General features: G+C 58.1%; 27 protein-coding genes. 9 read left to right on the top strand and 18 right to left on the bottom strand.

Annotation, left to right across the window (positions count from 1 at the left end):
- Positions 1–70: 70 nt before the first annotated feature.
- A complete protein-coding gene (locus tag HIJ39_RS13495) occupies positions 71–1222 on the bottom strand; it encodes a zinc-dependent alcohol dehydrogenase (protein WP_169100553.1) in 1152 nt (383 codons plus the stop codon).
- A gap of 102 nt (positions 1223–1324) precedes the next feature.
- On the opposite strand from HIJ39_RS13495, the gene HIJ39_RS13490 reads away from it, so the two are divergent.
- From HIJ39_RS13490 to HIJ39_RS13475, 4 genes are all read left to right on the top strand, one after another.
- Complete coding sequence (locus HIJ39_RS13490; RefSeq protein ID WP_169100551.1) at positions 1325–2116, top strand: alpha/beta fold hydrolase; 792 nt, start codon at positions 1325–1327, stop codon at positions 2114–2116.
- Positions 2117–2363: 247 nt separating this feature from the next.
- Positions 2364–2759, top strand: coding sequence for a DUF2089 domain-containing protein (locus HIJ39_RS13485; RefSeq protein WP_169100549.1), 396 nt, complete (start codon positions 2364–2366; stop codon positions 2757–2759).
- Positions 2740–3792 (top strand): DUF4097 family beta strand repeat-containing protein, encoded by a 1053-nt coding sequence (locus tag HIJ39_RS13480; RefSeq protein ID WP_169100547.1) that lies wholly within the window; start codon positions 2740–2742, stop codon positions 3790–3792. The genes HIJ39_RS13485 and HIJ39_RS13480 overlap by 20 nt, the downstream gene beginning before the upstream one ends.
- A gap of 95 nt (positions 3793–3887) precedes the next feature.
- Positions 3888–4664 (top strand): G1 family glutamic endopeptidase, encoded by a 777-nt coding sequence (locus tag HIJ39_RS13475; protein WP_169100545.1) that lies wholly within the window; start codon positions 3888–3890, stop codon positions 4662–4664.
- Between the two features lie 58 nt (positions 4665–4722).
- Here the strand turns inward: HIJ39_RS13475 and HIJ39_RS13470 are convergent, their stop codons facing one another.
- Positions 4723–5589 carry an SDR family oxidoreductase gene (locus HIJ39_RS13470; RefSeq protein ID WP_169100543.1) on the bottom strand — a complete coding sequence of 289 codons (867 nt, stop codon included), beginning with the start codon at positions 5587–5589 and terminating at the stop codon, positions 4723–4725.
- 140 nt (positions 5590–5729) lie between these two features.
- On the opposite strand from HIJ39_RS13470, the gene HIJ39_RS13465 reads away from it, so the two are divergent.
- The gene (locus HIJ39_RS13465) at positions 5730–6551 is read left to right on the top strand and encodes a M55 family metallopeptidase (RefSeq protein ID WP_169100541.1); all 822 of its coding nucleotides are present in this window, start codon (positions 5730–5732) and stop codon (positions 6549–6551) included.
- On the opposite strand, the gene HIJ39_RS13460 is transcribed toward HIJ39_RS13465, so the two are convergent.
- On the bottom strand, positions 6522–7103 hold the full coding sequence (locus HIJ39_RS13460) for a DNA-3-methyladenine glycosylase I (RefSeq protein ID WP_169100539.1): 582 nt from the start codon (positions 7101–7103) through the stop codon (positions 6522–6524). The two genes, HIJ39_RS13465 and HIJ39_RS13460, sit on opposite strands and share 30 nt — an antisense overlap.
- Positions 7104–7135: 32 nt before the next feature.
- Here HIJ39_RS13460 and HIJ39_RS13455 point away from each other — a divergent pair, with 32 nt between their 5' ends.
- On the top strand, positions 7136–7585 hold the full coding sequence (locus HIJ39_RS13455) for an NUDIX hydrolase (protein WP_169100537.1): 450 nt from the start codon (positions 7136–7138) through the stop codon (positions 7583–7585).
- Positions 7586–7601: 16 nt separating this feature from the next.
- On the opposite strand, the gene HIJ39_RS13450 is transcribed toward HIJ39_RS13455, so the two are convergent.
- Complete coding sequence (locus tag HIJ39_RS13450; RefSeq protein WP_169100534.1) at positions 7602–8255, bottom strand: anti-sigma factor; 654 nt, start codon at positions 8253–8255, stop codon at positions 7602–7604.
- Positions 8242–8814 carry a sigma-70 family RNA polymerase sigma factor gene (locus tag HIJ39_RS13445; RefSeq protein ID WP_169100532.1) on the bottom strand — a complete coding sequence of 191 codons (573 nt, stop codon included), beginning with the start codon at positions 8812–8814 and terminating at the stop codon, positions 8242–8244. The genes HIJ39_RS13450 and HIJ39_RS13445 overlap by 14 nt, the downstream gene beginning before the upstream one ends.
- Before the next feature lie 188 nt (positions 8815–9002).
- Here HIJ39_RS13445 and HIJ39_RS13440 point away from each other — a divergent pair, with 188 nt between their 5' ends.
- Both HIJ39_RS13440 and HIJ39_RS13435 read left to right on the top strand, forming a co-directional pair.
- On the top strand, positions 9003–9617 hold the full coding sequence (locus HIJ39_RS13440; protein WP_169100530.1) for a homing endonuclease associated repeat-containing protein: 615 nt from the start codon (positions 9003–9005) through the stop codon (positions 9615–9617).
- Positions 9618–9700: 83 nt separating this feature from the next.
- A complete protein-coding gene (locus HIJ39_RS13435; protein ID WP_169100528.1) occupies positions 9701–11014 on the top strand; it encodes an MFS transporter in 1314 nt (437 codons plus the stop codon).
- Here HIJ39_RS13435 and HIJ39_RS13430 read toward each other — a convergent pair.
- From HIJ39_RS13430 to HIJ39_RS13410, 5 genes are all read right to left on the bottom strand, one after another.
- Positions 10965–12704, bottom strand: a complete 1740-nt coding sequence (locus HIJ39_RS13430; RefSeq protein ID WP_169100526.1) for an ABC1 kinase family protein — start codon at positions 12702–12704, stop codon at positions 10965–10967. The two genes, HIJ39_RS13435 and HIJ39_RS13430, sit on opposite strands and share 50 nt — an antisense overlap.
- Positions 12685–12867 carry a hypothetical protein gene (locus HIJ39_RS13425; RefSeq protein ID WP_169100524.1) on the bottom strand — a complete coding sequence of 61 codons (183 nt, stop codon included), beginning with the start codon at positions 12865–12867 and terminating at the stop codon, positions 12685–12687. The genes HIJ39_RS13430 and HIJ39_RS13425 overlap by 20 nt, the downstream gene beginning before the upstream one ends.
- On the bottom strand, positions 12867–13733 hold the full coding sequence (locus HIJ39_RS13420) for an NAD(P)-dependent oxidoreductase (RefSeq protein ID WP_169100522.1): 867 nt from the start codon (positions 13731–13733) through the stop codon (positions 12867–12869). Before HIJ39_RS13420 ends, HIJ39_RS13425 begins: the two co-directional genes overlap by 1 nt.
- Position 13734: 1 nt before the next feature.
- The gene (gene zwf, locus HIJ39_RS13415; RefSeq protein ID WP_169100520.1) at positions 13735–15183 is read right to left on the bottom strand and encodes a glucose-6-phosphate dehydrogenase; all 1449 of its coding nucleotides are present in this window, start codon (positions 15181–15183) and stop codon (positions 13735–13737) included.
- 77 nt (positions 15184–15260) lie between these two features.
- Positions 15261–16706 carry an NADP-dependent isocitrate dehydrogenase gene (locus HIJ39_RS13410; protein WP_169100518.1) on the bottom strand — a complete coding sequence of 482 codons (1446 nt, stop codon included), beginning with the start codon at positions 16704–16706 and terminating at the stop codon, positions 15261–15263.
- Between the two features lie 137 nt (positions 16707–16843).
- Between HIJ39_RS13410 and HIJ39_RS13405 the strand changes: the two genes are divergently transcribed.
- Positions 16844–18052 carry an MDR family MFS transporter gene (locus tag HIJ39_RS13405; protein ID WP_169100516.1) on the top strand — a complete coding sequence of 403 codons (1209 nt, stop codon included), beginning with the start codon at positions 16844–16846 and terminating at the stop codon, positions 18050–18052.
- On the opposite strand, the gene HIJ39_RS13400 is transcribed toward HIJ39_RS13405, so the two are convergent.
- The 8 genes from HIJ39_RS13400 to HIJ39_RS13365 all read right to left on the bottom strand — a co-directional run.
- Positions 18024–18314 carry a hypothetical protein gene (locus HIJ39_RS13400; protein ID WP_169100514.1) on the bottom strand — a complete coding sequence of 97 codons (291 nt, stop codon included), beginning with the start codon at positions 18312–18314 and terminating at the stop codon, positions 18024–18026. The two genes, HIJ39_RS13405 and HIJ39_RS13400, sit on opposite strands and share 29 nt — an antisense overlap.
- A gap of 57 nt (positions 18315–18371) precedes the next feature.
- Positions 18372–20144 carry an EAL domain-containing protein gene (locus HIJ39_RS13395; RefSeq protein ID WP_169100512.1) on the bottom strand — a complete coding sequence of 591 codons (1773 nt, stop codon included), beginning with the start codon at positions 20142–20144 and terminating at the stop codon, positions 18372–18374.
- Between the two features lie 182 nt (positions 20145–20326).
- Positions 20327–21670: a C1 family peptidase gene (locus HIJ39_RS13390; protein ID WP_338055172.1), complete on the bottom strand. Its 1344-nt coding sequence runs from the start codon at positions 21668–21670 to the stop codon at positions 20327–20329.
- A 76-nt stretch (positions 21671–21746) separates the two neighbouring features.
- Positions 21747–23051, bottom strand: coding sequence for a peptidoglycan-binding protein (locus tag HIJ39_RS13385; protein WP_169100510.1), 1305 nt, complete (start codon positions 23049–23051; stop codon positions 21747–21749).
- Between the two features lie 46 nt (positions 23052–23097).
- Positions 23098–23454, bottom strand: coding sequence for a TIGR04086 family membrane protein (locus tag HIJ39_RS13380; protein WP_338055171.1), 357 nt, complete (start codon positions 23452–23454; stop codon positions 23098–23100).
- A gap of 135 nt (positions 23455–23589) precedes the next feature.
- Positions 23590–25137: a Rieske 2Fe-2S domain-containing protein gene (locus HIJ39_RS13375; RefSeq protein ID WP_169100508.1), complete on the bottom strand. Its 1548-nt coding sequence runs from the start codon at positions 25135–25137 to the stop codon at positions 23590–23592.
- A gap of 362 nt (positions 25138–25499) precedes the next feature.
- Positions 25500–25979: a group II intron maturase-specific domain-containing protein gene (locus HIJ39_RS24930; RefSeq protein WP_338055170.1), complete on the bottom strand. Its 480-nt coding sequence runs from the start codon at positions 25977–25979 to the stop codon at positions 25500–25502.
- Between the two features lie 51 nt (positions 25980–26030).
- On the bottom strand, positions 26031–26837 hold an 807-nt coding region (locus HIJ39_RS13365; protein ID WP_243239663.1), incomplete at its 5' end, for a group II intron maturase-specific domain-containing protein.

Genomic DNA, 26837 nt, shown 5'->3' with positions numbered 1-26837 from the left:
ATGGCCGCCCACCCCAGCGAATTTTGACACCCGTCCGCGGAGCCGTCCGGGTCAATTTTTGAAAAAGCTCCTAGGCGCTGGTTGGGCGAAAAACAGCCTTAACCACCTTGTCGCGCTGAACCAGCACCTGGTTCAGCGCCTTTTTGTGCTCGCCCAGCGTAAATTGATGGGTCACCAGCGACTCTAGCGGCTGGCGCATCACACTGAAAAGCGAGAGCACGGTCCGAGACATGTCCACGCCCGAGTCCCCGTATCCATAGGATCCCATGACCGTCACATGCCGAGCCCAGGCAGGGGTTAAATCCAAAACGGTGCGAGCCACGCCGCCCAACAAGAGCACTTGGCCCCCGGGATTGACCCAAGTCAATGCATCCGCCAGTGCGCGGCCATCGCCCACCGCCACGACGACGGCATCAAACCCCCGCAAATAATGGGGCCGATATCCCGGTAAGGTTGGCAGCGGGGTACCAGTGACATGCTCGATCGCCTCTCGGTCGCCGCGGCGATGGGCCCCCATTTCACGGGCCAGTCTGGCCTGGTAATGATGCTTCGCCCGTACGGTAATGGTCGCGGCGGGATAAAGTTCCGAAATCATTGCTGTAGCTATCAGGCCTAAGGTGCCAACGCCAATTACCAGCACATCGCGAACCGCCGCCCAGTTCAGCCGTCTGAGTCCCGACAGCACGATGGCCCCGGGTTCCGTCAGCACCGCCCGCTCATCCGGCATCGATTCCGGGATGACTAGCAACTGTTCCTCTGGGGCCCACATGCGCTCCCCCCAGCCACCGGGCAGGCGGCTATGATACCCCAACATCAAACCCGGGCCGAGGCCCGGATCGGTGCGCCGTAAACAGTCGTCACCCCGCCCCACCGCACAGTGCGCACAGGGCGGCAACCGCCGGGCCGCACAGGACAGTGTGGGCATGACGGCGACCCGCGTACCATCGGCTGTCTCGGCAAGAATTTCGTGACCCAGTACGGCAGGAAAGGACGTCAAGGGGCGGAAATAAGGGCTCGACTGCCCTCGCAAAAGGGCAATGTCCGACCCGCAGATGCCGCTCATACGGGGCCGGAGCGTCACCCAGCGCGAGGGCAGTAGTTCGGGCTCGTGTACGGGTTCGAAGCGGAGTGCCGAAAAATGTCCGGCCATGCGAGGCCAAGCGCGCTGCCAGGCTATGCGGCCCCAATTGATGCGATAGACCAGTCCGTGCGGAATTTCCATGTCCCCCTCCCCCTGAACATTCTCTCTCCCGCCCCCGAATCCCTTTTCCCCTTTTCTACGGGGAGTGACATTTGTATGATACAAACAAGGGGGTGCCACACGTTGGCGGGATCACGAATTCGAATTCATTATCAAATCTTAGGCGACGGACCGAAAACGGTACTGTTTTTTCACGGATGGGCCATGAACGGGGCAAGCTGGCTTCCCCTGGCCAAGCGGTTTCCCCAAAACGGCTGGCGGCTCGTCATGCCGGATTTGCGAGGGTTTGGCCGATCCGACAAACCGCCCCAAGGCTACCATATCGACGACTACATGCGTGATGCGGTACGGCTCGTCCGGAAGCTGGGCACGCGACCTGTCGATATTATTGGCCATTCCTTTGGCGGGACCGGAGCCATTTATTTGGCAGCCCGCATTCCCCATTTAGTCCGCCGGCTGGTGGTATTGGACACAATTCCTGGGGCGGCCAATCCTCTCATTGACCCGGGCGTGGCGCGCCAGTTCGCGCGGATTCGCGCCCTGGTGGAACGCACCCGCCGCGACCATCTGCCCACCTTGTTAATGCGACTATGGCGCCAGTCTTTTCATCTTCCGCCGAGCGACGAATCTCTTGCCCTTCAACAGGAGGCCGTCGACATGGCGGAGCCGCATGCCATTTTGGCAACCCTGAACACCATTTTGACCACCGATATTGGTTACTGGCTGTCGCGAGTGCGGGTTCCTACCTTAGTTATGCAAGGAGCGGCCGACCCCGTCCTGCACGGAGGTCCGGATGGTCTGGACGCCCTATCTGCGGAACGCCGCATCATCCCTGGCACCGGCCACTACCCCCATCTGGAAAACCCCGATGGGGTGCTGGCGCATCTTCTGCCGTTTTTAGGTGTAGCGCCCTAGTCCTTATCGTCCCGGTAACGCTCACGCGGCGTCCAGCAGCGAAATTTCCAGCGCGGGTGGGTCTGATATCCCAAGCGGACACATACAAACACTTTCGGCCCTTGATGCTGAATCCATTGGCACGTAGCGCAAAAGTGCACGTCGCGGCCCCGATATCGCTCTTCCATCCCCCTGCCCCCAATATTGCTTTGTTAATTGATAACTAAACATTATTTATGCTACTATCAACATTGAAAGAGGTGACTCTATGGCCCATTTTATCAGTACCTGTCCCAGTTGTCGTCACACCTTAGAGGTTACGGAGCTGGAATGCCCGCACTGCCATGTGCAGATTCGCGGCCATTTCCAAGGTCAGCCGACCGTTGGGCTAACCGATGACCAGCGGGAGTTCTTACGCGTATTTGTACTCAGTCGAGGCAACCTCCGAGAAATTGAACGGATTCTCGGCATCTCCTACCCCACCGTCCGCAGCAAATTGGACGACCTGGTAGATGCTTTTCAAGGGGGCGAGTCCCCGGCCATGCCGTCAAACCGCCGACGCATTCTGGAGGATGTGGCCGATGGCCGGCTTGACGTCAAGGAGGCGCTCGCGCGGCTTAGTGAACAACGAAAAGGAGATCCCGATGATGCACATCGAGATTAAAATTAAACGTGGCAGTCTGACCTTAGTTTCGTCGCCCGACGGTGAATTCCATCTTGAGAGCGACCCACCCTGCCCCGTGCTTAACAAAGGCCACGAGGTGATCGTGGACGCGGAGCGCGTTAGCGGTTCCGTGCGGATGACCTGCCAAATTCCCGAATCCGCGGCCTTAGATGCTTCCTTGGGACGCGGTCCGCTGGAGGCCGACGGACTGTCGGTGGAACGCGGCGATCTGAATGTCGGATTGGGCAATGCGCACCTCACTGCCTTACAGCGTGGGCATTGGGATGTCAATGTGGGCAAAGGGGACCTTCGCGTTGAGAAAGCCCAAGGATCCTTTGACCTTAACGTCGGGATGGGGACGTGCGAATTAAGCCAGGTATCAGGTAGCGTCGATCTCAACGACGGCCTTGGGCGAATTAGCCTGGAGGAGTGTGAGGGCCACTACGACATCAATGCGGGCAAGGGCGATGTGACTTGGACCCACGGTGGCGGCGAACTGGACATCAACGCGGGTATGGGCAACGTAACCATTAGTGGTGCGCGGGGCGCCAAGTTGGATGTCAACGCGGGACTCGGCAAGGTCACGCTGGCCAATGGAGTCTGGGGCACGGCCGATGTATCGGTGGGGGTCGGCGACGTGAGTGCGGAAGGACGATTTGATCACTTGACGGTGCAGGTAAAAAATCGGGGGCGCATCGAGTTCGCATTTCCATTCGATGTAGGAGCCCGCATCGAGGCCAGCACCGAGCATGGCCGAGTGATTTCCCACCTTCCGCTCATTCCCGTTGGCCACGCCGGTCCTCAGCGGGGAGAGCGCCTTGTGGGGGTCGTGGGAGACGGCCGAAGCCAAATCGAGTTGGAAACCCGCCGGGGGAACATCGTGGTCGGCCAAACCCCCGGGGAGCAGCATCCCGACTCCGCGCCACCCGATTTGGAAGGCCAGCGCCGAACCATTCTCGCTGCCCTGCAAGCGGGCGAAATTACCGTTGAGGAAGCCGATGCACTGCTAGAGCAACTCGACCACTCCGTTTGACAAATTTTGTCGGATAGTTTTGAGCGGCCAAAACAGGTATCCAGTTTTTCCCACCGAACCTTTGAGGTGTACCAATCTCAAAGGAGGTTTTAACTATGAAGGTCTGGACTTTGGCCGCTCCCCTTGCATTGACCTTTGGATTTGGCGCAATTCCCGCGCTGGCCACGTCCGCGCCGCCCGCTATCGTCAATGCGCCGCGTCTGCACCAAAAGCCAGGCAGCAATACCAATAGCCCCAGTTTCGGGTGGTCCTCGAGCAACTGGTCCGGCTATGCTGTAACCGGGCAAACCTATCACTCGATCACCGACTCATGGATTGTGCCTAAAGTCACCTCCTCCCACGGCACAGAATATTCCTCCAGCTGGATCGGCATCGATGGCTTCAATAATAGCGACCTCATCCAAACCGGTACCGAACAAGATGCCTCCAAGAGCGGTGCCAGTTACTCAGCTTGGTGGGAAATTCTCCCGGCCGCGGAGACCACCATTTCCGGCATGACCATCCATCCGGGCGACGTTATGCAGGCGAGCATCGTGAACAACGGCAACGGCACATGGACAATAAGTCTCAAGGACACCACGTCCGGACAAAGCTTTTCCACAACCCAGAGCTACAGCGGGCCCGCCCAGTCGGCAGAGTGGATCGAAGAGGCACCGACCGTTGGCGGCCGAGTGGCGACGTTGGCCAACTACGGGCAAACCACCTTCGATCCAGGCACCGTCAATGGCCAAAATCCGGGCCTCGTGACCAGCGATGGCGGGGTCATGATTCAGCGCAACGCGCAGGTATCGACCCCTTCGGTTCCGGATTCCGACACCGACGGCTTCAACATAGCATACGGCAGCAGCTCACCGGCAGCGCCCAACTCCTAAACGCGCCGCAACGGGGCAATCGGTTTCGCACTGCCCCGTTGCCGTTCACCCTGCGAACTTAGCTGGCCGTCATTTCCCCGCCATTGGGATGAAGCACCTGACCTGTCATATACGAGGCATCGTCCGATGCTAAGAAGACATAGGCGGGCGCGACCTCTTCCGGCTGTCCGGGGCGCCCTAAGGGGGTAGTGCTCCCAAACGTGTGCACCGTGCTCGCGCTGAAGGTCGAGGGAATGAGCGGCGTCCATATTGGCCCGGGAGCTACCGCATTTACCCGGATGCCGCGTTCGGCGAGATTCAGCGCGAGACTTCGGGTAAAGGAAACAATCGCACCCTTGGAGGCACTGTAGTCCAACAGCTCTTTATTCCCCTTATAGGCCGTCACGGAGGCAGTGTTGATGATGCTGGCACCTTTCTTAAGGTGCGGCAACGCCGCCTGGGTCATAAAGAACAGACCAAAGAAGTTGGTCTCAAAGGTGCGCTTGAGCTGCGCCTCGGAAATGTCCTCAAGCGACTTCTTCGGATGCTGCTCACCGGCATTGTTGACCACAATGTCCAACTGGCCAAAGTGGTCTATCACCGACTGAATGGCGCGTTGACAAAACTCGCGATCCCCCACGTCGCCGCGGATGAGCAAACACTGTCGGCCCTCTTGCTCGACCAAGGCTTGGCTGTCCTTGGCATCGTGGTCCTCATTGAGATAGACAATCGCCACGTCCGCTCCTTCTTTGGCGAAAAAGTTAGCGACCGCGCGGCCAATTCCGCTGTCGGCCCCGGTAATGACCGCTTTCTTGCCCTGAAGTTTTCCGGAACCGCGGTATTGGCGGTCGACCTCACGGGGCTCGGGATGCATCAATTCTTCAAGGCCGGGTTGGCGGCCCTGATGTTGAGCCGGCATTGTCGGACTCTTTGTGGTAGACGACATGCAATTCCCTCCCCACCATATTTCAAGCCAGGTTATCTTTCCCGGCAGTGGTCCACCCACACCGCCATTTCGTGCCCAAATATGAAGACGTAGCGCGCCATGCCAGAAGCTGGTACGCTTCCCGAAAAGGGGGAGTCATCTTGCGTATTTTAATTTCTGTGGACATGGAAGGCATTGCGGGAGTCACCGGTCGTGATGACGTAACGCCGGGCAACGTGAATTACGAGCGATTTCGCCATCAAATGACATACGAAGCCAACGCGGCCATCGAGGGAGCCTATGCAGCCGGTGCGACTTCTGTTGTTGTCAATGACTCTCATGGATCGATGCGCAATCTGCTGTATGAGGAGCTCGACCCCCGGGCAGAGCTCATTTCCGGACACAATAAACTGCTGGGTATGGTCGAAGGCGCACAGGACGCCGACGCCGCCCTTTTTATTGGATATCACGCCAAAGCCGGAGCCTTGCATGCAGTCATGGACCACACCATTTCCGGCGCCCAGATCCATAATTGGCGTCTAAACGGTCTCGAGGTGAGCGAGGCCGAGATTAACGCTGCCCTCTTGGGCCACTTTGGCGTGCCGGTTCTCTTGACCACAGGCGACGATCGGCTAGCCCGCGATCTGGCCGAGCGACTGCCTGGAGTTGTAACCGTGGTCGTTAAGTTCGCCCTGGACCACCGTGTGGCCCGCAACCTGCCCCGAACGCAAGTTTTCGAGGCCATCCGCTCCCAAAGCCGCGAGGCCGTGTCACGCCACGAGGCGGCGCCCATTTTTCGGGTTCCCGGTCCCGTGCAATTTCAAATCGAATTTACCCGTAGCTTTTATGCCGAAGCGGCCTCCATCCTGCCGGTGGTGCAGCGCGTCGACGGCCGGACCATCGCGGTGGAAGGCCAGGACGTGCTTGAGGCCTGGCGCTGGGCTTATGGGGCCTTAAAGATTGCTTCCAGTGGAGACTCCTAGCTGGGTGTAGCGAAAACAGCCGATCAAATGGTCTGTCGCTAACCCTATGGCCTGAAGAAAGCTGTAACAAATCGTGGGCCCCACAAAGCGAAATCCCCGTTTCATCAGGTCTCGGCTGAGCCGCTCGCTCTCGGGGCTCTGGGCCGGGACCTGTTCCGGCTTTTCGAAGGCATGGTGCAGAACGCCATGACCGGTCCATTGGAGGAGGTATTGATCGAATCCCCCGAATTCCTCTTCTACCAACAAGAAGGCCTGGGCGTTGCTCCGATGACTGGCAATTTTGGCCCGGTTATGGATAATGCCCGGCGTGTTCATGAAGTCGGCCAGCTGCTGATCGGTCCATGCGGCCGCTACTTCCGGGCGAAACCCCTGAAAGGCTTCGCGGTATGCCGGACGCCGCTTCAACACCGTTAGCCAGGAAAGCCCGGCTTGCACGCTTTCCAAAATGAGCATCTCAAACAACCGTTCTCGGTCGCGGGTAAAAACCCCCCATTCCTGATCGTGATAGTCGCGCAGCAAGGGATGCCCATCCGCCCACTCACAACGTGTCACCCAATCCCTCCGATCCTTGTTATACTGAAGCCATGAACCCTATCTCATCCGACGATTTTTTTGACCAACTGCTCGCGCAGGCCGTTAACGACGCCATTCCCGCTGTTGTCGTCGGGGTTGCCGTCATCGAGGCAGGTCGCGTTCTGCTTCTAAAACGGCGAAGTGACGACTTTATGCCCGACGTTTGGGAAGTGCCTGGCGGACACGTTGACGCCGGGGAAACCGTAGCGGATGCCGTACGCCGAGAACTTTGGGAAGAAACCGGACTCCGCCTGAGCGCCATAACGGGATATCTCGGCTATTACGACTATCCAGGGGAATTTGGGATGACCCGGCAATGGAACTTTCGTGTGGAAGTCGACCCTTGGACAACGATTACCCATCCGGAACACGCAAGCCATTGCTGGTCGGACAAAAGGCACGCCCTCATGCTTCCCATGACGAAAGAGATGGCAGAGCTTGTGGATATGTTGCCTATATAGCATCGATGCTGGTTATCTATCCGCCCGGCATGGCCGCCGTTAACACGGCGGGCCCCATCCACTCGCCCTTCCAAGCCTGGGATTCTTGGCAGACAACGACCTCATCGCCTGACCCGAGCGTCCCCTTAACGGTCAAAAATCCGTGCCCACTCCTCAACGCCAGCGTCCCTAGAACCAGCGGTCCTCGCCCGGAGACTTTCCACACCTCATAGACATCGCCTTCGGGAGGCGGCGGCAAATGCGCTACCGTTACCGTAATACGGTCGGCGGCATCCGATGCCACCACTTGACCGGTTACCTCTTTCTTGACACCCCCTAACGGCAACACCACCGTATCCGCGACCGGCTTTGCGTGGGCCGGCGGCCCGTGACCCCAGGTGAAGCCAATGGCCAATCCTAACCCTAGCGCTGCCGCCACAGCTGGAATACTCCACAGACCACGCCGCGAACGTCGAAAGACTTGGCGCTCCAAACTCTTCCACAAACGGCGCGGCGGTGAGGCGTCAGCCAATTGAAAAACCAGACTGTCCATCAAGGCGAGCCCCGTTCGGCTCATGTCCCTGCAGGGTTCGCATTCGCGTAGGTGGTTTAAATAGCGGTCATGCTCGGCCCGGTCGAGATCGCCGCTCAAGAATCGCAACATCAGCGTCTCCGCCTCACAATGCCCCATCCGAATGCGCCTCCTTTTCCAGTTCCCGACGCAAATGGTCCAACGCCAGCCGCAATCGGCTTTTCACCGTTCCCAGCGGAATATTGAGCCGCTCCGCCACCGCTTTTGTGGTCATGCCCTCCACGTAGACCAGTCGGATGACTTGGCGCTGTTCTGGAGACAATCCCTGCAGCAAGTGCCTCAACGCGTCCGCTTCAAGGACGTCGCTGATGCCATCGTCCGGATCGGCGAACTGTTCCGAAATCGCTTTCCCGACCACATCCAACCCTCCAGGCGGTATCGTACGGAGATGGTCATAGACGACGTGGCGTGTCATTACCAAGATCCAGGTATCCACGCTGCCGCGGTCGGGATCCCACTTGCTAGCGTGATGCCAAATGCGCATGAACACCTCTTGCACCACGTCTTCCGCCATCCGATCGTCGTTCAGGCGTCGACGGGCCAATTGGTATACCCCAGGACTAAATCGCTGGTAGAGTTCTTTCAGCGCATCCCATTCCCCTGTTGCCACGCGGTGCATGAGATCGCCGGCTGACGGTATCCTAGGCGATTTGGGCACGGCTCTCCCTCCGAAGCCATTGTACATGAGTCGCTATTGCCCGAAAAGACCGACATCGCCGGATTGTGACCAGTGCCCCTTCGCGACGGTCTGGGAATTTTCGTTGGGAGTGATCCAACCTGCTCCTGATTTCCGTATCTCGTTGTGACAAATGCGTCCAAGAAAGGATAAGGAGGAGCGTCAACACCTTGACGAATCACAGTTCTTCCCCCACACCCTCCCGCCGTCGTTGGTCTCGTGAACGCGTGCTTGCCGAAATTTGCGCGCGCCACCAGGCCAACCGCCCCTTAAATGCACAAGCCTTAACTCATGAAGACCCCAGTCTCCTAGCCGCCGGACGCCGCTATTTCGGTTCCTGGCCCAAAGCTCTCACAGCGGCCGGGATCGCGGTGCAGGTGCGCGCCGCCTCATCGGCCCGTCATCATCGTGGCTATTGGACCCGGGAGCGGATTGCACAGGAAATTCGACGCCATGCGGCCGCCGGCCATCCCTTGCATGCCCATGCCATGCAACAAGACCATAACCAGTTGGTTTCCGCCGCGACTTATCACTACGGCTCCTGGCGCCAAGCCTTACAAGCTGCGGGCTTCAACCCCGAAGCCCTTCGAGGGGCCCGCCGTCATTCCTGCGAGTCGGTGGCGGCGGAGATCCAGCGCTTGATGAGCGAGGGCGCAGACTTGCGAGACTGTGCAGTGCGCCGTCATTACCGCCCTCTCTACTGGGCGGCGCAAAAATACTTTGGCAGTTGGCGGACCGCGCTTGACAAGGCGCGTCAGACAGCTGATCCACACACCACCTCTTGATTTCATGGCGCCCAAGCCTCAGGATAAGTGAGATGGCCATCACTCTGGCCAAACTTCATTTTGAAAGCTGAGGCAATAACTTTGTGAACAAGCGCATTCCGGCCTGGAAGCTGGTAACCTACAGCGCAAACCAGTTCGGCATCAATTTATTGTGGCAGGCCTTCAACACGGTGGCGGTCTTTTTTTACGTCACGGTCCTGAAGGTCCCAGGTGCCACACTCTCCACGGGGCTTATCGCCTATGGTGTTCTTAATGCATTTTTGAACTTAGGAGCCGGCTACTTGAGTGACCGTACCCACACCCGGTGGGGCCGCCGAATTCCATATGTGGTTTTGGGCAGCCTACCCTTCGGACTCGCATTCTACGGCCTTTTCAATCCCCCTCACTGGGGGTCGTCCGGCCTTGTCATCTACTTTCTCGCCTTCACTTTCATCTTCGATCTATTTTTTACCTTTACTGCGCTCAACGCGACCGCCCTTTATCCGGAAATGTACCAAGAACCGGGCCAACGGTCCTTTGTTGCGGCGTTGCAACAAATGTTTGGCATTGCCGATCTGATTCTCGGGGTGGCATTTGCGAAAACGTTGGGCCTAACCATCGGCTGGGCCGCCATGGGACTCATCTTTGGCCTCATTGGCGCACTGTCTCTCTATGTATCGGTGTTAGGCAGTTTCGAAGACCCGCGCTACAGCGACCAACCGCTGGCCTTTCGTCAGGCGATCAGCGAGACCTTTAAAAATCGCCGTTTCGTAACCTTTGTGCTGGCCAGTTTTCTCATTCAACTGGTCACCACCATGCTAACCACTGTCTCCTCTTTCTACAGCAAATACGTCGTTCCGCTCACTCCACTTGAGAGCAGCATCTTTATGGGTTCCATTTTCATCATCGCCATCCCCGTCTCTTTCGTTTGGGCCAAAGTTTCGTTGAAAGTCGGATCAGCCCGGGCCACCATGCTTAGCACGACGCTCTGCCTGGTCACGCTATTGCTATTCTTGGTCGACCGGAGCCCCCTGATGGTGATGATTACGGGTGCCATTTTAGGCTTCTCCGTATCGGGATTCTTGGTGCTGTTAAACGTGGTGTTAGCCGAAATCATCGACTTTGACGCGCTGACCACGGGCAAGCGCCGTGAGGGCATGTATCTCGGCATGAACGGCTTCATTATCCGCATTGGCCTCTCGGTGCAATATGCCATTATGGCGGCCTTCTTTGCCGTCAGCCGCTACAATGCCCGCCTCGCCGTGGAACCCTCATCAGTCATCTGGGGCTTTCGCATTCTGCAAAGTGCGGTCCCAGCCATTTTCCTCGCCATTGCCCTCTTATTCCTTAAAGCCTATCGACGCCAGGTTAGCGCCGCGGACGGCCTAAATGAGACCGCGCTCGGCGGGCAGCCATAGCGGCGGAAATCCACGCCAGCACAGCTAAAATGATGCCCGTCGGGCGAATACCCGGGATATGGGGCCATAGCGCGTTTATGGCCCAGGCCAACGCCAAAGCCAGGCCCGACCAGAGCGAACGCACCAGCGCCAGCGCCAGTTGACCCATCCAGTCCACGCGGCGCAATAGCGGTGTGAGCTCCGGTTGGGTGGCCAGGGTCCCGTCCTCCATCAACTGCAATACGCGCCGGGCTTGTCCGGGCAAGGCCGCCAAGCCGCGAAGCTCAGTCCACCCGATAGCTGCCGCACCCTCAACCACATTACCCACGTCGGCGCCCAGCAGTTGCCCTGCCCACCCCCCTAAGGTATTAATCCAGGGGGCGTCCTGGGCCAACCGAGCGTTTAGCAACGGCAGGGCTTTTTCACGCAAAAAATGCATCCAGTCCAAATCCGGGTTCAATCCGGATATCAGGCCAAATAGCATGCCGATGGCGCGACCAAGAAACATATAGCGCGCGGGAAATTGCAACGGCTCCTGGTAGAGAAAGTCCTGAAACTCGGCCACCGCCCGATCCATCTCTGGACCAGGCTTTAACGGGACGCCCGACAAATGGTCCACCATTAATTGGACCGCCCGCATCATAAGTCGTGGTGAAGCGCCAGGACGAATGAAGCCGAGGCGGTCGATGGCGGACACCACGCCCCGTGCATCCCGCCCAAGCACACTTCTCAGCAGATCCGCAACCGCCGCTAAGTCGCCCGGAGGAATCTCCCCCATCATGCCAAAATCCAAAAAAATCAGCCGACCCTCAGAATCGGCAAAAAAATTGCCGGCATGGGGATCTAGCTGCACAAAGCCATCGGTGATGATCTGCTTTAAATACGACTCAATTAATAAATGGGCGAGCTGCGGGCCGTCTAATCCCGCCTGGCGAATGGCATCGGGTTGGTTCAGCTTAATTCCCTCAACGTACTCCATGACCAATACGCGTTCGCGGGTTAGATGGGTCAACGGTTTCGGCACGCGGATGCGCGCATCGTTGGCAAACTGCGCCGCGAAGCGCACTTGGTGCGCCTCCTCGATGCGATAGTCCAATTCTTCGCCAACCAGCGTCTCGAACTCTTCGAGCAGGCGCACGGCATTGAGGCGCCGACCAACCCGCGTTCGGCGCTCCAGCCAGCCCATAATCACCCTGAGAGCCGACAAGTCAATCCGCGCTACTCGGTCGATGCCTGGCCGCTGCACCTTGATGGCGACCATCTCACCATCGGTGAGCATCGCACGATGCACCTGCCCCAAGGAAGCTGCCGCAAGCGGCTCGGGCTCGACCTGGGAAAAGAGCGCATCCAGCGGCTCCTCCCACATGGCCTCCATGAGGGCTTTAACCTCATCCCATGGCGCCGCCGGCACCTGATCCTGCAGCGCCGCCAACTCGCGGGTAAACGCGAGGGGCAATACATCGGTGCGAGCGCTGAGAAACTGCCCCACTTTAATGATGAGGCCGCCGAGCCTCAGCGCCGCCTCCCGAAACCGCTGGCCGCCCGCGCGATAAATGGCCTGTTCCTGCCGGTGGAATTCCGAATCCGACAGCCGGCGCTTAGCCCGGTCCAAAGCACGCGCGTCCCGCCAATAGCTAATGGCCAGCCGAAATATCGCCGCTGTGCGTCTTATACGCGAGAGCCGCACCTTGCTACTCGGTCGGATGGTCATCCCGCCAGACGGCAAACGCCTCGTTCACCTTTTCCCGAAATCGCTCCTGTTTCGCTCTAAAGCCCGGATCAACGGCTTCTTGGCGCCGCACCCACAGCGACTTCATGCCAATGATGGCCAATACCCAAACCCACCAAGGGGTCCGAGCCCGCCGCCACAACATTAGGACTCCCCCCATCGTTTGATATAGCTTGCCTCATCCCAGTCGGCAAATCCTGCCTTAAGATGCTCCCCGAAAAGACCCTCGGCAAACTTCGCCATGTTGGCTGCAAAACCCACCGACTCCGCTAACTCAACGGCTAGCCGCAAATCTTTATAACGATTGTCGACCGAAAAGCCGGGTGCATAATTGGCGTGACGTAGACGGTCTAGCACCTTGGCTAATTCAAAAGACTGCGCAGAGCCATGCGTCATAACGGCATCGAGGGTCTCCAGGGGCAACCCCAAAGCCAATCCCATGCGCACGCCTTCACTGGCCGCCATAAGGGTCAGGCCCGACACCATGTTTGCCACCAACTTGCGGCTCTGACCCTGCCCAACCGCTCCCACGTGGACAATACGCTGCCCCATGACCGCCAATAGCGGTTTGATACGGGCGAATTCCGGGGCTCCCGCCCCAACCATGATGGTCAATGTGGCTTCACGCGCCCCGATATCCCCGCCCGTAACCGGCGCGTCACACCAAGCTACCCCTCGGCTCTTGGCCGTCTTAGCAAGATTACGGGTGGTTTCGGGGGAAATGGTGGAATGGTCCACAATGATTGCCCCGGGACGAACGCCCTCAAACACGCCTTCGGGTCCCTCAACCATCGCCCGAACAGCTTGGTCGTCCTTGAGCATAAGAAATACGTAATCGGCCTCTTGGGCTGCCAGTCGCGGAGACCCAGCCCACACTGCCCCTTCGGCCAAAAGCGGATCGGCCCGGTTGGCGCTGCGGTTGTGCACGATCAAGGGATATTGCTTATGGAGATTGAGGGCCATGGCTTGGCCCATGATCCCGAGACCGATGAAGGCCACTCGCTCCGCCATGCTAGTTGCCCGCCTCCTCATAATCCCCTAAGCGCCGCCAAGCGGTACCCGGATCCATTAAGCGATCCTGCCCGCTGGGACCCACACTAAACGCGGGATAGATTTCCGGCTGCCCCGTTTTCCACGCCGCGAGAACCGGATCCACAATTCGCCAGGCTTCCTCTACCTCATCATAGCGCGGAAAGGGCGTTCGGTCGCCCTGCAAAACAGCGAGGAGTAGTTGTTCGTAGGCGGAATACTCCATCTCACTGGCACGGCGGTACGGAGTGCTCAACACCCGCGGCCGGGTTTTCAATGTTAATCCCGGCTCCTTCGCCCACACGACCATGTCAATGCGCTCATCGGGTTTCATCCGAAATACTAGCCAATTGCGCAACCCAGCCCCAAAAAGTCCGCGCGGCACCTCCTTCAATTGCACCGCGACCTCCGCGTAGTCCCGCTGCATCCGCTTTCCGGAGCGCAAGTAGAAGGGCACACCGTGCCACCGCCAGTTATCCACGTTAAGCTTTAGAGCCGCGAACGTCTCGGTGCGAGAATCCGGAGCCACATGGGGTTCGTCGCGGTATCCCACCACGGTCCGGTGCCCGTCCGATCCAGGACCATACTGGCCGCGCACGGCTGCGTGGTCCACGGCATCCGCGGCGATGGGCCGCACCGCCCGCAGAACTTCGACTTTATGATTATGGAGTGCATCTGCAGACCAGACGGACGGCGGGTCCATCGCCGTCAGCGTAAAGAGCTGCATCAAATGATTTTGCAGCATGTCACGCAGCGCCCCGGCGCTTTCGTAATAGCGCCACCGACCTTCCAAACCGAGCGATTCAGCATAGGTGATTTGCACGGAGCGGATATGTTCAGCATCCCAAATCGACGCGAGAAAACGGTTGGTCAGACGGAACACCAAGATGTTCTGAGCCGTCTCTTTGCCCAAAAAATGGTCAATGCGATAAATCTGGTCTTCTTGCCATCCCTGGTGCAGAGCTTCACGCAGTGCCTGGGCGCTCTGAAGATCATGACCGAAGGGCTTTTCCACCACCAGTCGCCGGAACGCCGACGCGCTCTTGCTTAGTCCCACCGCAGCCAAACCTTGGGCTGCTTGCCCAAATAAGGCCGGGGGCAGCGCAAGATAGAAAATGGCGGCGCTGTCGCCCACCTTCTGAGCCAGCGGTTTAAGGCCGTCGGGGGACAGTTCGCCGCTCTGATAGTGAAGCAGCTGTTGAAATTCCGTCCAGCGATCCTCGGAAAATTCCTCTACGAATTGCCTCAGTCCATCCACCACGCGATCCTTGTATTGGTCGCCGCTCCAGTCATCCGGTGCGAAACCAATCACCGGACTATGCCAGTGCCCCGCTAGGTATAGACGATAGATGGCTGGCATCAAGAGCCGGTAGGCTAAATCGCCCGAAGCCCCTAAAATCACAAAGAGCGGATGTTGGTCTCGGCTCGTCATTGAAGTCCCCCCTAACCCGTTTTCCCTATCTTACCAAACGCAATCCGGGGAGAAGAAAAAAGGCCCCACGAGGGGGCCTATCCGGGGATGGCCGAGAAACCCGGTGCGCCGTTGAAGTCGTAGAGACTCTCCGTTTGCACGATGTCATATCCTTGATCCACCAGCTTCCCCAAAAGCGCCAGCACATCTTGAGGCGCTACCGTCGTCTCGGCGTCGCGCGCCAAATAACGAAGCCGCCAATGATCGGTGAGGAAGGTTTCCGGGTTCCCGTGAGGATAGACCTTGATGCCGCGATTGGTGATCACCTCAAGCTTCAAGGGACCCGCGTCAATCGCCTCAATCGCGCGGCCTAGTCCAACGGCCGGAGCAGGACCCCAGTCCAAGAACACATCCACTCCGCGAAGCCGCTTGTCCTCTTTCCGGTCCGCGTCCTGCTGGCCTCGAATCTGAGCCGGCATGGGTTGGTACTCCACCGCCTTAAGGCGTTCTGGCTTTTGTCCCAGCCGCGCAATCACAGCCTCGGCAAACGCCCGCGTTCCCACCTTCTTCTTCGACAGCCCGTTGTTCCGATAGATGTCAGGAGTATGAATGCCGTCTTCAATCGTTTTGAGCCAAGCCGCGTGAATGGTGGTAGCCAAATCTCCCTGCCCAATGTGCACCAGCATCATCACTGCCGCCAACAAGAGGCCCGAAGGATTGGCAATATCCATGCCAGCGATGCGAGGCGCGGAGCCGTGAATCGCCTCGAACATTGCATAGTGGTCGCCAATGTTGGCCGACCCCGCCAAGCCCACCGAACCAGAGGTTTCTGCTGTGACGTCGGACAATATATCGCCGTATAAGTTCGGCATCACCACCACATCAAACTGCTCAGGTGTCGTCGCTAATTTTGCGGCTCCAATGTCCACAATCCAGCTCTCATGCTCAATATCGGGGTATCCCGCCGCAATTCGATCGAAGGTTTGGTGAAACAACCCGTCGGTCAGCTTCATGATATTGTCTTTCACAAAGCAGGTAACCTTCTTGCGCCCGTTGGCACGGGCGTACTCAAAGGCGTAGCGGATGACCCGCTCCGATCCCGGTCGGCTGACCAGCTTCAAACATTGATAGACCTGGTCGGTTTGCCGATGCTCAATGCCGGTGTAGAGGTCTTCCTCATTCTCTCGGACGATAACGACGTCCATTTGGGGATACTTCGTCTCCACGTAGGGGTAGTATGAGACCGTGGGCCGTACATTGGCGTATAAGTTGAGCGCCGTGCGCATCGTCACATTGAGACTCTTATACCCTCCGCCTTGGGGCGTAGTAATAGGAGCTTTCAAGAAAACCCGGGTGCGGCTGAGGGAGTCCCAAGCCCGGGGATCCAGCCCGTTTTTCACCCCGCGTTTGTACACTTGTTCGCCAATTTCTACCACATCGATGTCTAATTCGGCCCCTGCCGCCTCTAGAATGGCCAGGGTGGCCGACATGATTTCCGGACCGATGCCATCGCCGTACGCGACGGTAATCGGAGTCTTCGCCATGTTCTCGCCTCCGTGATGTCCGCTGCCAAGTACTGTCTATGTAAAATGCGCAATCCGACTTATTATAGCATTTTAGGCCACGTCCCCACTTTCCCAAACCACTTGAAACCGTTACCATCAATGCTATGAGCACATTCATGCGTTGGCCGCGCGCGATTTGGCTTCTCATTATCGGGATGGCCATCCAAAGCACCGGCATGTCATTTTTTTGGCCTTTCACCACCATTTATGTGCATTCGGTGCTACATCACTCAGTCGCCGCCGCTGGCGTCATTTTGATGGTTCAGTCAGGAGCCAGCGTCGTCGGATCGACCGTAGGCGGTCGGATGTTTGACCGGATGGGCGGTGTTGTGACCGTGTCCACCGGCATCGGCGGTGCGATCCTGAGCCTGGTCGGACTTCACTTTGTCGACGCCTTTCTCGCCTATGGCGTGCTGGTCACCGCCTTCGGCCTCTTTACCGGACTCATCTCTCCCTCTATGTATGCCTTCTCTGTCAGCGTGTGGCCCCAAGGCGGGCGTCAAGCCTTCAACGCCATTTATGTCGCGCAAAATCTTGGGGTGGCGGTGGGGTCTCTCACCGCCGGTTTGGTCGCCCAGGCCGGGGGCCTCCGGACAACCTTTTTAGTGGATGCTCTATTGCTGTTGGTGTTCTTGATCATGGTGCTGGTGGGCTACCGTGGACCGGCGTTCCAGGGTGCCAGCCGAGCCCGTCCCGAGGCGTCGAAGCGCCATCGGCCGGGGCTTCCGCTGGTCGGGCCCATGTTGCTCATGGCGGGGTTGGTGCTGGACTGGACAGCCTATTCCCAATGGACAACCACCACGTCGACCTACATGCATAGCGAAGGTTTCTCGTTGGCGCTTTATAGCCTGTTATGGAGCATCAACGGCGGAGTGATTTTGCTGGGACAACCGGTAATCAGCTACCTCACGCGCCGGTGGAGCAGCGTCAAATGGCAGCTGATGGTCGGCAACTTAAGCTTTCTGATGAGCTACTTGGTGCTTATTGTCACGCACCGCTACGCCGGATACGTGGCCGCCATGCTTTTGACCACGTGGGGCGAAATGTTTGTATGGCCCGGGGTTCCGACCCGCACCTATCAAATCACGCCCGAAGAGCATGTCGGCTTCTATCAGGGATTGGTCGGCGGAGCTGGCTCCGCCGGACGCATGGTGGGTCCTTTAGTGGGTGGATTCCTCTATCAAGGGGTATCGCGGCCGATGCTGTATACCATCATGACAGGCATCTTTGCAGCCTCGTCACTGCTTTACTATTGGCATGATCGCCTGCACCCAGGCGCGCCGTTTACGACCCCCATCAACCCGCCAGCGGCGAAGGCGGACTAGTGGCGGCATAAAGAGACTTTAGCCCCTCCAGCACCCGCTCTACGGTTGGCCGCGAAAGCGACAGCCCCAAGTCCAGCCAATGCGAGATTTGACGCTGCAAGCGAAGGCATGTCGAGCGAGCCTCGCCCGAAAGTTCTCCTTGCGCCAGGCGCAAGGGTCCCTCAATGGGACGTAAAACTTCGGCATCGACCGACTCCTGAACACCGTCCAAGACATATTGCAAATAAATAATTTGATTTTTGATGGCCTCGGCGAGGTGCATCGTATCCCATCCTTCCTGCCTGCTTCCCAAGGATAAACGTTAGATGTGACAAAAACGTTACGCCGGGTTTTCGCGGTCTAAGGGAAGATATTTCAACCGCAAAGCGTCAATCGAGACGGCCTGCTGGTAATACCATCCTTGGGCCGTATCGCACCCGAGCCGCAACAGCGTATCCGCCTGCTGGCGCGTTTCGACGCCCTCCGCGACGACCTGCAGATGGAGACTCTTCGCGATCGCGACAATCGCTCGACCGATGGCATCGCTCTCCTCAATCCGGGCGACAAATTCCCGGTCAATTTTAATCCGGCTGATGGGAAGGTGCTGGAGATAGCTTAACGAGGAATAGCCAATACCAAAATCATCGACCGCCACCCCAACTCCAAGACGCCGAATCTCGCCTAAACGCTCGGCGGCCAGGCGAGGATTGTTGGCCATGGTTGATTCGGTGATTTCCAGTTCCACGCGATCAGGCTGGATATTCGCGGCTCTTAACCAACTCAGCAGACGGCGAGGAAAATCGGGAGCCTCAAGGCGAGTCGCCGAGACATTCACGGCCACCGTAACCCGCTCTTGGCGCCACCAGGCAAGCGTGCTGACATCCGCTAAGGCGCGCTGAATCACCCAGTCGTCAATGGTTTCCATCAATCCCAACTTCTGCGCTTCGGGTAGAAATTCGTCCGGCAGGAACAGTCGGTCCTGTTCGGCAGGCCAGCGCAACAGCGCCTCCATTCCCGTCAGCCGACCGGTTAAGATGTCCACTTGCGGTTGATAGACCAGTCGAAACTCTGACTCTTCCACCGCTCGCCTCAGCGCCGTTTCCAAATAAAGGGCCGTAGACGCTTCTTGTTCCATGTCCTCACGGTAAAAAGCGATGCGGTTCCGCCCAGCCTCCTTCGCCCGGTACAGCGCTGCATCAGCCCGCCTTAGAAGCTCATCAGCAGTCTGACCATCCCTGGGATACCATGCCACGCCAAAACTGGCGGAGCTAAAGATGCGGTGCCCGTCAACCGCTATCCCTTCCTCCAAGCGCCGTCGCACCGCTTCCAGAGTCTGGTGAACGTCTCGGGCCTGATCCAAGACGATGATGAATTCATCCCCGCCTTGCCGCCCCAACAAATCCCCCGGTTCCAGCATTCGCGCCACCGTTTGGCTGACCGCCTTCAGCAAGCGATCGCCAAATCCATGGCCGCGCGAGTCGTTAACGGACTTAAACCGATCCAAGTCGACGAATGCCACCGCCAATGCCCGCCCTTGCCGCATCGCCTCCTCCAGCCGGGCCGTTACCAAACGGCGGTTGGCGAGCCCAGTAAGCGCATCGTGAAGTGCCAAGTACTCGACCTGCTTCAGACTCTGGTTCAGTTCGCCTCGGCTCGCTAGATAACTGCGGCGTTCTCGTTCCAGCCGTTTAATCCAACCGGTCAATGTGCCGAGCGCAGACGCCGTCAAAGCGACTATGAAAACATCCGCCAACCGCACGGTCCCTTGAGCCGACGTACGCAACATCAGTCCGAAAAAGCCCAGGGCTGTCAGCAGTGGCGACAGCCAGGTTGGGACCGTCCATTGCAACACCACCAGCGAACCCACCGCCGATACCCCAAGCAAGACCACGGGCGCTTCCCACGAACCCACAAGAGCTCCCGCAAGCGCCCCCAGGCCCAGAACCAGCCTAAAACCTGGGGCGACGCGTCCGAACAATAAAAAGCCCGTGGCAACCAAAAAAGCGCCGGCGCCGACCCAGCTCAACGTACTGGAATGGTCCAGCATGGCCCATAGTGCGCTAAACGCGGCGGCAACCGACACCACTTGGACATGTCCCGGCCTCTGGCGCACGTGCACCTTGCCTCCTATTTGTATTTGTTCTGTATTCATGCTGATTGTAGCCTCACGGGGTACGCGGCGCCCACTTTTACGGCCGAAAAAAAGGGCCACGCCCGTCTCGCCGAGAGGCACCGTTAAAAGCGGGCGAAGGCCGTCATATAGAAAAGGCCCCCTGTCGAGGGGCCCTTTCCCATTTACGCCAAGGATCCCATCGGGTCCCAAGGTGGAAGGTGCCGAGCCGGCGTTTCCAACGCTTGCAGCTGAGCCTGCGATAAGTACTTCCTCTGGACCACCACTTGGTACATGTACTCATTGAACCAGGCGTCACTCATCACGAAGAATCCCCTGTTGCCGGCGTCCGGCCCCCAGCTGTTTTCCACTTTCCACCGATTAGGCTGGCCGTCGGCCACATTGACGCCCGTCAGGACCATCGCATGCGTCATCAGGCTTTCGCCGTACATCAACCGCTCAGCCTTGGTTAGGCCGAGGGTCACGCCCAGAGCCGCATCATAGGCATATTGGTCTACGTCCAAGATACCGCTCTCGCGGTCGGACATTTTTCCGACATCACAGCCAAACCACACGGGCTCGCCGTCCTCCAACTGCCGTTGGGCCAGCGCCTTGAACTCCTCAACAGGCAAATTGAGATATAAGACGGAACGACCGCCGACCACGTTGCCCAGGTAGTCCACCGTGTAGGTCTGATTAAAGGGTTTGTCGGGGGTTGGTGCATTAATCACGCTGACATACTGATTGAGATCGACGCTGTTAAATCGAGCAAGAAACTCGTGAGGCGTCAACAGGCCTTCATCATGAAACTGGTGATCGTCGTCTTCGTAAGTGAACACGAAGCGCTCGGGAGGCTCGCCCAGGAAATGGGCCAACATGCCGTAAATCTCACCCATCATGGTATTCTTGGCCTCGCGCATCTGGTCCGGAGTCCTGGCCAACGCCCGCAATCGGGCCGCATCTTCACGTAGCTTGGCCGTCATCAATTGGTTCATAGCGCGCGAGTTGCTGGAGTGAAACGATTCCGGCATGACCCATTTGGGCACCACCCCGTACTTTTCCACCAGATTGACAAACATATCCCATTGGCCGCCGTCCTGCAGCGGGGCTTGCAGCAACCAGGAGACGAGTCGGCCGTCGACTGGCTCATCCATGGTGGCCATGATGCTCTCCAAGAAGTAGTTGGCCTTTTCGAGCTTGTCATAGAACATCATATAGGCTTGGGAAAGCTCGAAGTCTTTGACATGAAGTCGATCCGCCATGGGCTTTCTCATCACGTTTAAACCGGCGAACAACCAGCAACGGCCGCTCTGTTTTTGGTTGGTAATGGCGCCGGTTTGAATTTGGTGGGAAAAGGTGTAGGTCATCTCTGCCACCCGCTGGCGCTTCTGCGCCACCGCCTGTACCCCATTTTTGATGATGGCGTTGGCAATCACCTGTCTGAGCGGTTCCTCTTGGAAGTCCGCCCTCCAATGGATTAAATCAGACGAGGCGATGACCTTTTGCTGTTGTGTCGTCTCTGTCGCCACGCATATCCCCTCCTGTCGTACTAGAGGAGAATATTCGCACTTGCCGACCCGATTTCCTCTCTCGTTGACGGCTTTACTATTCGCCTGCCCAAATTTGGCCTAAGGTCTCAAAGACAAAGCCTTTGCCCTTAAGAGTGTGGAACAGGCCCGACCAGTTCAGCGGGACCGTGACTTCGACAACCTGATTGGGTTTCGCCAAGAGGGCGGCAATCGTGGTGGCTGTCCGCTGTTTTTGGGCCCGAATGACCTGATTCGGCGCCATCGCCACCAAGTGAAGCTTGTCGGCATCCTGCTTGACCGTCTGGTTGGGTTGGGCGCGCATGATAAGGAAGGTGGGCGCGCTGCCCGTTGACTTTTGGAATGCAGCCATGCCCCAGGACAGTTCCTGCTGAACCCCCCAACCCGGCAGTTGATTGAGATTTTCCCCGCTGTATCCGCTCAGGTCCAACTCATTGCCAAGACGCGAAAGGGTTTGCATCAGATTGGCGTGGGTGAGCGCCCACTGGCCACTGACGCTGACATCGAGACTCACATGAGCGCTCTCTTCCGCTCGGATCAACGCCCTAACCTCGGCGGTGCGCGGATTGAGCAGCACCAGGTCAGCCACCGGTTTCAGATTAGCCAGCACGCCAGTGCTGGGTGGCGAGGCAGGAAGCGTCGGGGATGACGGCGGACTTTTGTGGTTCGGGGCTGTCGGGCTGGGGGACTGAGCTGGCTTGGATGGCTTTGCCGAAGCCGTTGTCCAATGAATCGTCTGTCCCGCCCAAAGCGAACTCCCATGTTCATTGTTGGCGTTGAGAAAGCCTTGATACGGAAGCCCTGCGGCAAACGCGAGAGCCCTCAGGGTGTCACCCGCCTGCGCCTGATAAGACCAGTGATGTTGGGCGGTCACACGAACGGCCGTCAAATGGGCGATATTCTGCAAGGTGGCGGCGGACAATACACCGTCACCCGGTTGTCCGAGTTTGGTTTGAAAGGACTTAATCGCCGTCTCCAAGGCTGAAGACCATTGGCCGTTTAGCGGCCCATGATAGAGGCCCAGCGTTTTGAGATCACTTTCGACAGCCAGCACTACCGTGCCGTGGGTGCCGCTCGGCACCGTCCCCAACACCTTCAGCGTCACCGCAAGATCGGTCTTAATCCCTGCCTTGGACTGGAGCCCAAACGCCGCTGCGTAGTCATCGGCCGCCTGCAGCAGGGAGCCTGATACGCGGCCATTGACCGCCCCCGCATTAAAGCCCAACACTCCCAAATCGGCTTGGATCTCGGCGACCGTGTACCCGCTATGGCCGACTTGCCAAAAATTTGCTGATCCTCCGCCGCTGGTCACGAGGGCAATAGATAAGATGGAACTCATGACGTGGCCCAAATTGCTGGCCATTGACATCCCTCCTATTGGAAGGATGCACAATTTTAGGTAACTTTAATCAATATTGGCTTGCAAACCCCAATATTCCTCCGAGAAGCCCTACCACCAGACCCACCCCAAGGCCAGCCCATAAATGCGTCACGTTTCCGGCATGAATGGTCTCAGCGACCACGGTTGATACCAAATTCAAGGTCACCGCGGCCAAAGCTCCATGAAACCATCCCCCCGCTTCCGCCACCCTCCCGGCGCCCCAGCCCGCCGCCAAGGCTGTCACCCCGGCTCCAACCCAGATGAGCGCGTTTTGCACGGCCACCGCCAAGGTCAGTTGATAATCCAGAAACGCCAGCAGCAACGCCATCACCAGCGCCGCTGCGAGCCCCATCAACGCTCCTTGCAATATTGCCCGAATGCTCACCGCTGTCCCCCCTTCGACCGTCCGTCCACCACTCCTCGCCAAAAGATATCGTCCGAGCTCTCAGTTCATGCCAACAACTTTGAGCGGAAAAAACCCGCCCCGTCAATGCCGGAGCGGGTGAACGACGCTCACCGTCTACAATTCTTTATCGGCCCCTTCCACCGGTCGGGTATACAGCACCCGATCGTCGGCATTCAGACACCGGCCGGTAGCCAACTCAAACTGCCAGCCGTGCATGTGGCACGTAAGGATGCCATGATTATCCACGCTGGCAAAGCGCCTGAGGTCGGCCTTCATATGAGGGCAACGGCGCTGCACCATATAATCTCCACACTGCCACAGCTCCTTGTCGGCATGAGTTTCAATCCAATAACCTTCGGCAAACTGAATCCGATCCGGACTGAGGCACTTAAAGAAGGTGTAGACGGCCTCGTTGTACTCGCCATCGCGGCGCGCCCGAAAACGCATGGAGAGGAACAATGAGTTCACCCAGTCCACCAGCCGCCACGTCACACAGGCGGCCAACACCTTCGACTCCATGCGGAAATAATAGCGCGCCGGCGACCCGTCCCAGGGGAGAATGCGCCGACGCAGGAAATTCAACTCGGCGGCTCCCTCACCCCAATCCAGCACGATGGAGGCCTTGATTTGGCGAGCTGTGAGATCCGCCAGTGCCATCACTGGCTCTAGAAAGTCTTTCAACTCGGTAAAGAAGTCCGGCCCCGGCTCCGGCCACCGCGCCTTTTCGGCGGCGAGCCGCTCGTGAGTGCGGGCCTGATACCGCCGAAGGTAGGATTCCTTGTCATTAAAGACGTCCTCCACCGATTCCGGAAAATGGTGGGCGATCGTCAGCGTTTGGGGTGTGACCACAATGTCCGTGCCTGGTAAAGCTAAATGCCCAGTGTCGATGCCATCGGCCTTGAGCTTTTGCAAAAATACCGTCTGATCCGGAAAGGTGTTGGTTTCGTCGTTGTAGAGGTCATTCCACTGGAACAAGTCCTCGTCCAAAAAACATGGCGGACCGGCCGAGGGAAAGACATGACGCGCGTCGACCATGCGTATAAAGGTTTCCGCCCGATGCATCTCCGATTGGCGCTTTGACCGCCCCAATTGCGCCATGGTCTCGTCGTCCACATCGTAGACCATGGGGTACCAGATGGCGCCGGAAAACTGCAAAAACAACACATCAATCGGCCCCAGGTCCCGTACATCGTCCAAGTTGCGCGGTCTCGCATCATTTAAATTGACCAGCTTGGTCTCGCCGTCATCGACAAAGAGATATGAGTCGCCCAACGGACCGTCGGCAGGCGCGGTTAGTGGCCAAATTGCCACCTTCAATCGTCCTTGGAGCGGCGTCACCTCCCCGTCGGGCAGCGTCCGAAAATCGGTGAAGCCGAGCCCCATTAGGGCCTCCTTCAACGCCGTGACGGGGTAATTCGGCAAGAGCACCGTGGTCGATTTGTCCACAACCTCGCGCAAAAACTCCGCATCGTAGTGATCTTGGTGTAAATGGGAAATGTAAAGATAGGTTGGATGTGCGATGCGCTCCAAATCGATGTGGTCGTTAGCCGGAAACGGCCACCAGCTGCCAAAATAAGCGGGGTTAAACCAGGGGTCGCAGAGAATCGATCCATTCTCTGTCTCCAAGAACAACCCCGCGTGGCCCAAATACGTAATCCTCAATACGGTCTCCCCCTTCGCCAATCAACATCGCTCGCATCTTATGTGTGCTCGCAACACTTGCTCACTCACCCAGAAGGGGCCCCTGGGGGAGCGCGACGAAGGGCTCATTATTAAATTCATCCACAAAGTCTTGATCGTGTGTATCGATAAACGGCGTACGGTCGGATGAGCCACGACAGGGGCTGTCGCGAGAGAGCATAGTAGAGTAGGAGGGGTCCTGCCGGACCCCGTCCCCTCATCGAACCGGACATGTGGTTTTCCCACATCCGGCTCTCCGACGACAGTTGCCCCGCATTAGGGGCGAGGAAGTTGCGCCTTAACTCGTCGGCGCAATTCCGTGAGAGATGGTAAGCCCATGTCGGCTAACCGACGAATGGGCCATTCAAGGTCCAAAATGGGACTACGATTCCACCGTTTACCGACAAAGGCCCGCATCGCTCCCGCGTCCACGCATCCAACTGGTCAAAGAGCGCCCATGCGGGGCTAATGGCAAAGTAGTGCCCCCACCCTCGCACAACGGGAGCTAACCCGTCAATGACCATCTCGAGATTGACCGGTTGGTTCCTGCGCGTGAGTCCGCGAATGCGGTCCTTATAGCGCTCGATGGCCGCGGTCTTCGGTCCGAACAATGGACGACCTCCGTCCCGGCTGTTTACCCAAAAGAAGGTAAACCCAAGGAAATCAAAAGCCGTCTCTCGGACATTGACGATGCGGGTCTTCTCAGGATGTAACGTTAGCCGCAAGCGCTGTTCCAACACTTTGCGGGCTACCGCCAGGGCTTCTTCAGCTGCGGCCTGTGTTCGTGCCAACACAACCCAGCGAGTAGACCCGGGGATTCGCACCCCGAGTCTCTCCCAGAACCGGACGTGAACCTCTCAGCTCATCCGGCTCCCCTACCTCGCCGCAGGCCGTAACCCTCGTTGCCAGTGTAGAAACAGCTGAGGTTCGCGTTGAGCCACACCGCCCAGCCAATGTTCAGCCCGACGGGTGTGGTGTGCCAGCTTCTTGTACTTCCGTGTCGCCCATCGGACCAAGGCCCGATTCACATGCCGTAGGAGGGGATACAGGGCGGAGGGATAAAACCGACCATAATACTGTATCCATCCCCGCACGACCGGGTTATATTGACGGGCAAGGTCCGTGATGGTACGCGACACTTGAAGATGGAGCCGCCAACCATGGACGGTTTGCCGCATGGCCCGAAGGGCCGCATTACTCACGGCGGGGGTGAAGTTAATGAAGTACTTGCCATGGCGATTCTTCGATCGTCTCGGACGAAACGTGTACCCCAGAAAGTCGAAGCTTGTCTCCGAGTATGTCCCTCGCCGATCATCGTCTTGGCAATAGACAATCCGGGTCTTCGTCGGGTGGAGTTCCAGTCCACATTCGTTTAGTCGCCGGGCGAGGTCCTCCTTGAGGGCCGCCGCGGCAGCGTACGACCGGCAATGCACCACGGCATCGTCAGCGTATCGCTCGAAGGGCTGGTCGGCGTGCCGCCGACTCATCCAGACATCGAAGGCATAATGCAGAAACAGATTCGCCAACACCGGACTGACCACCGACCCCTGCGGAGTGCCGCGTGTACGCGGTTCCAGCGAGCCGTCGGCTCGCTGCAGCGGGGCGACTAGTATAGCCATTCCTAAATAGCGTCCATGCTTTTTGCGTCCTCGGGCTTCCACTTCCAGCGAAACGGTACCGGA

Origin of the sequence: Sulfobacillus harzensis (assembly GCF_012933365.1) — a bacterium.
GTDB lineage: Bacteria > Bacillota > Sulfobacillia > Sulfobacillales > Sulfobacillaceae > Sulfobacillus_B > Sulfobacillus_B harzensis.
The sequence above is the reverse complement of the archived record's forward strand: the minus strand, read 5'-3'. Positions and strand labels throughout refer to the sequence as shown.